This is a genomic window from Lysobacterales bacterium, from assembly GCA_019634735.1.
In the GTDB taxonomy this organism is placed as follows: Bacteria; Pseudomonadota; Gammaproteobacteria; order Xanthomonadales; family UBA2363; genus Pseudofulvimonas.
Genome location: JAHCAT010000024.1, coordinates 26,764 through 35,093 on the forward strand (window position 1 = coordinate 26,764; position 8,330 = coordinate 35,093).

General features: G+C 70.3%; 10 protein-coding genes. 4 read left to right on the plus strand and 6 right to left on the minus strand.

All coding sequences use genetic code 11. The annotated features are described in order from the left end of the window. Positions 1-75: 75 nt before the first annotated feature. A complete protein-coding gene (locus KF823_16485) occupies positions 76-1,917 on the minus strand; it encodes a hypothetical protein (GenBank protein MBX3727499.1) in 1,842 nt (613 codons plus the stop codon). A gap of 345 nt (positions 1,918-2,262) precedes the next feature. On the opposite strand from KF823_16485, the gene KF823_16490 reads away from it, so the two are divergent. From KF823_16490 to KF823_16505, 4 genes are all read left to right on the plus strand, one after another. Beyond that, complete coding sequence (locus tag KF823_16490; GenBank protein MBX3727500.1) at positions 2,263-2,823, plus strand: sigma-70 family RNA polymerase sigma factor; 561 nt, start codon at positions 2,263-2,265, stop codon at positions 2,821-2,823. Further along, the gene (locus KF823_16495; GenBank protein ID MBX3727501.1) at positions 2,807-3,232 is read left to right on the plus strand and encodes a hypothetical protein; all 426 of its coding nucleotides are present in this window, start codon (positions 2,807-2,809) and stop codon (positions 3,230-3,232) included. The genes KF823_16490 and KF823_16495 overlap by 17 nt, the downstream gene beginning before the upstream one ends. 41 nt (positions 3,233-3,273) lie before the next feature. After that, positions 3,274-4,158 (plus strand): PDZ domain-containing protein, encoded by an 885-nt coding sequence (locus KF823_16500; GenBank protein ID MBX3727502.1) that lies wholly within the window; start codon positions 3,274-3,276, stop codon positions 4,156-4,158. A gap of 535 nt (positions 4,159-4,693) precedes the next feature. Beyond that, positions 4,694-5,497, plus strand: coding sequence for a pyridoxine 5'-phosphate synthase (locus tag KF823_16505; protein MBX3727503.1), 804 nt, complete (start codon positions 4,694-4,696; stop codon positions 5,495-5,497). 186 nt (positions 5,498-5,683) lie between these two features. Here KF823_16505 and KF823_16510 read toward each other — a convergent pair whose 3' ends face one another. The 5 genes from KF823_16510 to KF823_16530 form a co-directional block, all read right to left on the minus strand. Further along, positions 5,684-6,088, minus strand: a complete 405-nt coding sequence (locus tag KF823_16510) for a biopolymer transporter ExbD (GenBank protein MBX3727504.1) — start codon at positions 6,086-6,088, stop codon at positions 5,684-5,686. A 235-nt stretch (positions 6,089-6,323) separates the two neighbouring features. Continuing rightward, positions 6,324-6,701 (minus strand): biopolymer transporter ExbD, encoded by a 378-nt coding sequence (locus KF823_16515; protein ID MBX3727505.1) that lies wholly within the window; start codon positions 6,699-6,701, stop codon positions 6,324-6,326. A gap of 91 nt (positions 6,702-6,792) precedes the next feature. Continuing rightward, positions 6,793-7,167 (minus strand): biopolymer transporter ExbD, encoded by a 375-nt coding sequence (locus tag KF823_16520; protein ID MBX3727506.1) that lies wholly within the window; start codon positions 7,165-7,167, stop codon positions 6,793-6,795. Positions 7,168-7,232: 65 nt separating this feature from the next. Further along, positions 7,233-7,949 (minus strand): MotA/TolQ/ExbB proton channel family protein, encoded by a 717-nt coding sequence (locus tag KF823_16525; protein MBX3727507.1) that lies wholly within the window; start codon positions 7,947-7,949, stop codon positions 7,233-7,235. Positions 7,950-8,021: 72 nt separating this feature from the next. Next, positions 8,022-8,330, minus strand: a 309-nt coding sequence (locus tag KF823_16530; GenBank protein ID MBX3727508.1) for an energy transducer TonB, incomplete at its 5' end; no start/stop codon positions are given.

Genomic DNA, 8,330 nt, shown 5'->3' on the forward strand with positions numbered 1-8,330 from the left:
GGTGATCACGTCGTTCCGGGCGCGCGAAGGGCGGGCTGGCGCGGGACGAGCGCGCCAGGAACGGCCGGGCGCCGGTCAGTTGTCCGGCGCGGGCGGGCAGGCCCCCAGGCGGTGCAGGATGATCTCGCCCTCGAGATCCCGGAATTCGCCGATGTCCTCGTTGTCCTCGAAGGTGTAGGTCATCTTCAGGCGGTCGCAGGCGAGAGATTCCAGGACGACCTCGCCCTGGCGGGCGCCCGGGAGGGCCGGCTCGTTGTCAAAGCTGCCGCCGACGTTGAGCACGATGTTGGACTTGAATGAGGTGTCGGTCACGCTGAACACACCCTGCAGGGTGAACCAGCGCTGCCGCGAAGCATCGGGCGCGACCGGCTCGTCCGGCTCCGGCGCGAACGTGAACCAGGCGCCGTAGAAGTTTCCAAGGTCGCTGCCACCCGTGCCGCCGCCCCGGAAGCGGAACAGCTCCAGACCCTGGCCGGCGGTCTCGGGATCGAACCAGCTGCCGCTGTAGGTCGGATCGAAGCGCTCGCTGGCCGGCAGCTCGGCACCATCGAACTCGGTGCAGGGGCTGGTGAGGTCGAGCAGGCGGCTCATGGTCACCGCGCCCTGGGCGCCATCATTGACGTCGGGGTCGAACTGGTACTCGAGGATGCCCTCGTAGCAGGAATACATGCGCAAGGTGGCCTGGCCGACCACGTTTCCGGCGACCGTCGGCGGCGCATCGAAATTGCCGCCGAGCACCTGCAGGATGCTGAACTCGATGCTCTCGACCGGCCCGGCATCCGGATCGACGTCGGCGAACAGGGCGAACCAGCGCAGCTTGTCCCGCTCCTGGCCACCCTCGATCGAGTAGGTGAACCAGGGCATGAACAGGACCTTCTCCTGCGGGAACCAGCGGGCGGTGAAGCCCTGGCCGGTCGTGTAGGGGGCGAACCAGCCGCCGGTCAGGGCATCGACATCGATCTCCGTTCCCGGGCACTGGTTGGCGATCGCGCCCTCCCACTGGCCCAGCGGGTTGTCGGAGACGATCGGCGTCAAGGCGCCGGTGGCGGTGTCGAGGGTGCCGAAGGTGTTGCGGCCATTGCCCGTGTACACCCAGGCATAAAGCTGGTTGTCGCTGTTGTCGAAATCCATGCCCTGGGCGAAGTTGGCGGCCAGCCCGTGGCTGCCCACGCGGGTCGCGGCTGCCGTCGCCGGGTTGATCCGGTAGATCGAGTCGTCGGTGATGTTGTGGGCGTAGAGTTCGCCGCTGCAGTTCATCGCCAGGTCGATGATCACCGGGTTCAGCTCTTCCGGGAGCATGCGTCCCACCAGGGTGACGAAGCCGCTCGAGAGATCTGCTGTATACAGCCTGGCTTCGCTGAGCTGCGGGTTGTTCGTCAGCGTGTCGTTGGTTGAGAAGTAGGCGGTGCCGCGGCGCGGGTCGATGGTCAGGCCGGTGAGCTGGTCGCGAAAGTTGAGTCCCAGCGCCAGGGCGGTGGGCCGGAACGCGCCGGTCTGCAGGTTGAAGGTGCCTATGCGGGTGCCGCCCCCGCCGAGGATGAACTGCATTCCGTACAGGCGGGTCGCCGCCGGGTTGAAGTCCAGGCCCCACATGTTGGGGGTGTCCGCGGCCGTTCCCACCCGTGTGTAGGAGGGGAAGTCGGGCAGGGTGAAACGGTACAGGCCTTGCGGCGCGTGGTCGTCGGACGGCCGGATCTGGGCCACGTAGGCGGTATCCGGTGCGCCCTGATCGCCGCTCGACATGGCCGAAAGCAGCAGTGGCGGCGCCCAGGAAGGCGCCTGTCCAAGGCACTGCGCAGCATAACCGGGCGGCTCGACCGCCGCCGAGTTGGCCAGCGCAGCGCAGTCCAGGCTGGCGGCGCGGACCTGGGCGGACAACGCGAGGGAAGCCATCACGGCGGCCAGCACTTGCTTCATCGGATACTCCAGCGGCGAGGTCCGGCCTCCGGGCGCGGCGCGATCGACCGGTCGCACGCTGCGCTCCGGACTCCAGCCGGGGCGGCGTCCTGCGCCCCGGCCACGCGCCACCCACCGGTGGTCGGACATGGACCCGGGAGGCTAGCCCAGGGCGACACGGCCCGCAAGGGCGCGGGCGCCGCCCGGACAGGCGGCAGCCATGCGCCGCGCCGGGATCGGGGCGATGTCGCCGGGTCGGGCCGGATTCATGCACGCCGGAAGCGATTGCTGTTATCACTATCTGGGCCAGGATTGCGACGCTGCGCCGTCCCTGGCCGTCCTGAGTGTCATGGAGTCCCGCCCGCCATGAGCGCCGGTTTTCGCGATGACATTGCCACCGACCTGCTGGATGCGCTGCGCCGGGGCAGTCCGCAGGCGCTGGCCGCCGTCTACGACCGTTGGGCGGGCGGTGTGCATACCCTCGCATTGCGCGTGCTGGGCCAGCCGGAGGCTGCCGAGGACCTGGTCCAGGACCTGTTCCTTAAGCTGCCCCGGGCCAGCCGCCGCTACCGGGGCGACGCGCCGTTCGGCGCATGGCTGCGCAGGCTCGCCGCGAACCTCACCATCGACCGCCTGCGCGAACGCCGCCGCCTGGTCTCCCTCGACCAGGCCCGAAGCGAGCTGGCGAGCAGTGGCGGCGGCAATGCCGCACGCATCGATGCCGACCGCCTGCTGCGCCGACTGTCGCCCTCGGCGCGGCTGCTGCTCCTGTTGCATGCGGTGGAGGGCTGGACCCACGAGGAGCTCGCTGCCGCGTTCGGCCATTCGTCCAGCTGGTCCAAGTCGCTGCTGGCGCGAGCGCTGCGCAGGCTGCGTGCCAGCCTGCCCGACTACGAGGTGACCGATGGCCTTGCCGACGCCGACTGAACCGCAGCGAGCGGCCCTGCAGCGCGAATGTCCGCCGCCCCCGGCCTTGCGGGCGCGCCTGCTGGCCCGTCATGCCCGCAGGCGCCGCCTGCGTGCGGTGGCGCTGCTGGCCGTTCCGTTGCTGCTCGGTGTGGGACTGCTGGCACCGTTGACTGGCGGATCCGATACCGCGGCTGCCTGGCGGCAGGTCGCGGCACTGGAGGCCGCCTGGCGCACCGAGGCCGACTTCGACTGGCTGCAGCGCGACGCCCGCGCCCGACACCTGGTGGACGAGCTGCGCCGCCTGGACGAGGCGCTGGCCCGCGATCCGGACGTCACTGCTGCGGATACGCTCTGGCAGGCCCGCGGCCGGGTCCTGTCCGAGCTGCTGGCCAGCCGGCGCGACGGCCGCACCGCCATCGCGATGTGACGCCGATTCCTACCTTACCGCCAACGCCGTGGAGTGAACCCGTGATCCGAATCCGCCCTCGTCCGTTCCGCCGCCTCGCCGCTGCAGCGCTCGCCGTCTGCCTGGCAGGCAGCGCCTTCGCCCAGCACGGCGGGGATCCGGTCGAGGACGCTTTCCGCCTTGCCCTGCTGCGGTTGAGCCAGGACGGCCTGCTCGATCCGGGCACGACGGCGCGGGTGATCGAACGTCCCGCAGAGAAGGTCGCCAACTTCGGCGCCCTGGTCGACCGCGAGGAGGCCGATGGCCTGCGGGTGCTCGGCACCCTGCCCGGCGGCAGCGCCGAGCGCATCGGCTTGCGCAGCGGCGACGTGCTGCTGGCCGCCAATGGCACCGAACTGCGTGGCGCCGGCGCCGGCGAACGCATGCGCGACCTGCTGGCCGGCATGGACGACGGCGCGCCGGTGCGCTTCGATCTGCTCCGGGACGGTCGTCGCCAGCAGCTCGCCGGCACCATGCAGGTTCTTGAGCTGCCTGCCGTGCGGGTCGAGCTGATGGGCGAGACGACCGCCGCCGGCGATCCGGACTCGGTCTGCGCCCGGCTCAGCACTTTCCCGGTGCCGTCGCGCTCCCGCCAGCTGCATCCGGCACGGCTGCTGGCGGTGGAAGGCGGCCTGCCCGGACCCTCCAGCCAGGACACCTTCCGTGTGGCGCCCGGGCGCTACCGGTTGACGCTGGCCGAGGACATCGACAGCCGCGAGTTCAGCGCGATCGCCAACCGGCAGCGGTCGCGGGGCGGACAACGCCAGGCCGTGCTGGAACTCGAGGTCCAGGCCGGCATCACCTACCTGCTTGCCGCCCGATTGTTGCCTGAACGCCGCGAACGCATCCTCGAAGGGGGCTATTGGCAGCCGGTGGTCTGGCGCCAGCGCAACGAGCCCTGCCGCTGAGCACCGCCGCTGAGGCCTGCCAACGGGCAAGCCGACACGGGCAACGGGTCGGCGGTCCGCGCGGGGCAGGGGGGCGTTCGCGGCACCTCTGCGGCGGCAAGGCCGGTGTGCCGCGACCTCGCCGAAATCTGCCCGAGGACGATCGGCGCAGCCGGGGGTTCGCCCCTGGTGTTTCGATTCGGCTGGGATCCGGCGTTTGCGCGCGGACCTGGCCCTCCCTCGTCCCCGGCGACCCGCGCTGCGTGGCCGGTCGCCGCGAGGGACACGCGCCCGGCGCCTTCGGCCTTGAGGGCGCCGTGGACGCCTGCGCGATTCTCGGCATCCGCGCGAGCAACAGCCGGACTGGCCCGCTTCTTTTTGGCGTGGTCGCGCCGACCTTGCCGAGATCGGGATGGGATGCACGCAGCGGCCCGCCGGACAGCGCAAGCTGTGGTCCATGCACCGCCGAGCCGCTCGTCGGAGGCGGATCGCAACCGGGTCGAGGATCGCTGGCGGCAGTGGCGGCCGCAGGGGATATCCAGGCTAGACTCGCCCGATGACCGCGCTCAGCGTCAACGTCAACAAGGTCGCCGTGATGCGCAATGCCCGCGGCGGCCGGCTGCCGGACCCGGTGGCGGCAGCGGCGGTGTGCGTCGCCGCCGGTTGCCAGGGAATCACCGTGCACCCGCGACCGGACGCCCGCCACATAACCGCCGACGACGTGCATCGGCTGGCGCACCGGCTGGCCACGGAAAGCGCGGGCATCGAGTTCAATATCGAGGGCAACCCGTTCGCGGCCGCCCGCACCGGCTATCCCGGCCTGCTGACCCTGGTCGAGGCAGTGCGACCCACGCAGTGCACCCTGGTGCCTGATGGCGATGGCCAGCTCACCTCCGATCACGGCTTCCGCTTGCCGGCGCAGATCGCGGCCCTGTCCCCCGTGGTCTCGCGCCTGAAGGCGCTCGGCACCCGGGTCAGCCTGTTCGTCGATGCCGGTTGCGAGTCCTTCTCCGAGGCCGCCGCGATCGGCGTCGACCGCGTCGAGATCTACACCGGCCCGTTCGCGCAGGCGGTCGCCGACGGCGATGCCGGAACGGCCCTGGCGGACTGCCGGCGCACAGCCGACGCCGCACTGGTTGCGGGCCTGGGCATCAATGCCGGCCACGATCTGGATCAGGGCAACCTGGGGATTCTGTTGACCGCGGTTCCCGAGATCTCCGAAGTGTCGATCGGCCACGCGCTGTTCGCCGACGCCCTTTACGCGGGGCTGGACGCAACCGTCCGCAGCTATCTCGAGTGCATCGCCGGCGCCCGGCGCCTGGGCCTGCCAGCGCGCATCTCCTCGGCATCCGCCCCCTGATGTCCTGATGCAACCGGCTGCAGCGGTTCGGGCCGCACCCGGACAGGACTTCGTGCCGTTCGCGCCAAGGCGCAGCGCGCCAGCCGCTCGTTCCTGCGGCTGGGCGGCTCGAACCGGCCCGGGCGCGCAGGCCCGGTCCGGCCCTGGCCGCTCGCGATCGGGGCGGACCCGCCGGACTGCCCGATGTCAGTGTCGGAAGCCGATCCGTTCGATACCGGCGTTGCGGGCGAGCGCCAGGACCCGCGTCAGCTCCCGGTAGGGCGCGCGGCTCGTCGGCTCGACGACCAGCGTGATCTCCTGCGGCGCCCGACCGGCCTGGCGCAGCTGCCAGTCGACCTGGGCGAACTCCATGACCACGCCGTCCCAGCTGAGACGGCCGAGGTCGTCGATACCCAGAACGACCGGCGGTGGGGGCGCGAGCACCTCCGGCACCGGTCGTGGCTGTGGCAGGTCGAGCCGGAGGGTGCTGGTGGCCGCCGGCAGGCCGATCATGAACACCACCAGCAGCACCAGCATCACATCGATCAACGGCGTGACATTGATCTCCGCCAGCGCCGATTCTCCTCGGGATCCCGCGTTGGGCATGCTCATCGTCGCTCCTTGGGTTGGCCTGCCACCCTCCCGTTCGCAACGCAATGGGCGACCCGCCGCCGCCGGCCACCCGCCCCGGCCAGGGCCGGGGCAATGCCTGCAGGCTACGCCTGCAGGCGCTGGCCGGACAGCCCCGGGGGCCGGTCGGACGGGTGGTCGTTCAGCGGGCGGAAACGAAACGGGCCGCGACGTTGCCGTCGCGGCCCGGAAGGGCACTGCGCGCCGCGGGGGCGGGTCAGCGCTGGGTGTTGTCGAAACCGATCTTGCGCAGGTCAGCGTTCTTGGCCTGGGTCATCACCGACGCCAGCACCTGATAGCGGGCACGGTCGCCGACGCTGATCATCACCTGCGGCTGCGGATCCTGGCGGGACGCCTGCCGCATGTAGTCGCGCAGCATGTTGGTGCTGCCCATCGGCATGTCGTTCCACAGGATGCTGCCATCGTCGTTGATGCGCAGGGCGATCTTGTCGGCCTCTTCCGGCGGCTTGGACTCCAGGGTCGGCTGCGGCAGGTCGATCTGCACTTTGTAGGTCAGCGCCGGCGCGTTGATCATGAAGATGATCAACAGCACCAGCATCACGTCGATCAGCGGCGTGACGTTGATTTCCGCCATCGGGGCGCCACCGGTGGCGCCACTGCTCGTACTCATGCCCATCGGGCGTTCTCCTCAGGCGCCCGGGCGGCCAGCCGCCCGGACGGTTCGATCAGCGGTCCGGGCTGGTGACGAAGCCGACGCGCACGATGCCGGCGTTCTTCACGGTTTCCAGGACTTCTCGGACGGTCTGGTAGCGCAGACTCTGGTCGGCGCGGATCTTCACCTCGGGCTGCGGCGTGGTGCGGGCCGCCCGGCGCAGCTCGGTCTCGAGCTGCGCCATGGTGACGATCCGGTTGTCCCACCAGACCCGGCCGTCGGACTCGACCGCGAGGTCGATGTCCTGGCGGACCTGCTCTGGCGCCTCCAGCGTCGCCACCGGCAGTTCCACCTCGACCGCGGCCTGCATCAGCGGCGTGGTGATCATGAAGATGATCAGCAGCACCAGCATGACGTCCACCAGCGGGGTGACGTTGATGGACGCCATCGGCGCAGCGCCCGCGCCACTCTCCCCGCCACCTACGCTCATGCCCATGGGTCAGGACTCCTGGATTACTTGGCGTTGCCGACGCGGGCGCCGGTCGCGAAGTAGTCGTGCAGGTCGTGCGCGAACTCGTCGAACTTGGCCAGCACCATGCGGTTGGAACGCACGAAGAAGTTGTAGGCGAGCAGGGCCGGGATCGCGACGAACAGGCCGATCGCGGTCATGATCAGCGCCTCGCCGACCGGGCCGGCGATCGAGCCGATGTCGGCCTTGCCGCTGGCGCCGATCGCGATCAGGGCGCGGTAGATGCCCCAAACGGTACCCAGCAGGCCGATGAAAGGCGCCGAGGAACCGGCCGAGGCCAGCATCGTCAGACCGGTCTCGAGACGGCTGCTCTCGCGGGTCACGGCCTGGCGCAGGGCGCGGTCGATGAACTCCGAACGGTTGAGGATCTCGACCATGCGGCCGCCCTCATGCTTGGAGTGGTGCGCGGCGGCCTCGGCGCATTCCAGCGCGATCTTGGAGAACGGCTCGTTCCTGGGCTGCGACTCCATGTACTGGATCGCCTCCTGGGTCGAGTTGCTGCCCCAGAAGTTGCGGATCACCTTGTCGGCCCGCGAGCGCACCGCGCTGTTACGGAACGAGTTGGCGATGATGTAGAACCAGGACGCCAGCGACATCACCACCAGGGTGATCAGCACGATCCAGCCGACCACGTCGAGGTGGTGGATCATGTGCCCGAAACCCAGCTGGGTCAGGGCGGCGGCATCCGAATCGACCGGCATGCTGGCCGCCGGGAGCGAGGGGGTCTGGTCTTGCATGGGAGCGCTACCTTCGTTGGTCGTTGCTGGAGGTGGTTACTGCAATCTGAAATCGATGGGTACGATGACCCAGCCGGGCGCCGGACGGCCGCTCTGCATGGCCGGACGGAACTTCCAGCCGCGCACCGCACGCATGGCTTCCTGGTCGAGCAGACGCGAACCGCTGGAACGCTGCATCTCGACGCGCTCCGGATTGCCCTCGGCGTCGACGTAGATGCGCAGGGTCACGGTGCCCTGCTCGCCCCGGCGCATCGCCTGCGGCGGATAGCGCAAGCCCTTGCGGTTCTGGTAGTCGGCACCGACCGATGCGCCCATGTCGGGGGCCGGCGGCGGTGCCGGCGGTGC

Coding starts and splice junctions, on each gene's coding strand:
- KF823_16485 (MBX3727499.1), bottom strand. CDS start 1,917: ATGAAGCAAGTGCTGGCCGCCGTGATGGCTTCCCTCGCGTTGTCCGCC.
- KF823_16490 (MBX3727500.1), top strand. CDS start 2,263: ATGAGCGCCGGTTTTCGCGATGACATTGCCACCGACCTGCTGGATGCG.
- KF823_16505 (MBX3727503.1), top strand. CDS start 4,694: ATGACCGCGCTCAGCGTCAACGTCAACAAGGTCGCCGTGATGCGCAAT.
- KF823_16510 (MBX3727504.1), bottom strand. CDS start 6,088: ATGAGCATGCCCAACGCGGGATCCCGAGGAGAATCGGCGCTGGCGGAG.
- KF823_16515 (MBX3727505.1), bottom strand. CDS start 6,701: ATGGCGGAAATCAACGTCACGCCGCTGATCGACGTGATGCTGGTGCTG.
- KF823_16520 (MBX3727506.1), bottom strand. CDS start 7,167: ATGGCGTCCATCAACGTCACCCCGCTGGTGGACGTCATGCTGGTGCTG.
- KF823_16525 (MBX3727507.1), bottom strand. CDS start 7,949: ATGCCGGTCGATTCGGATGCCGCCGCCCTGACCCAGCTGGGTTTCGGG.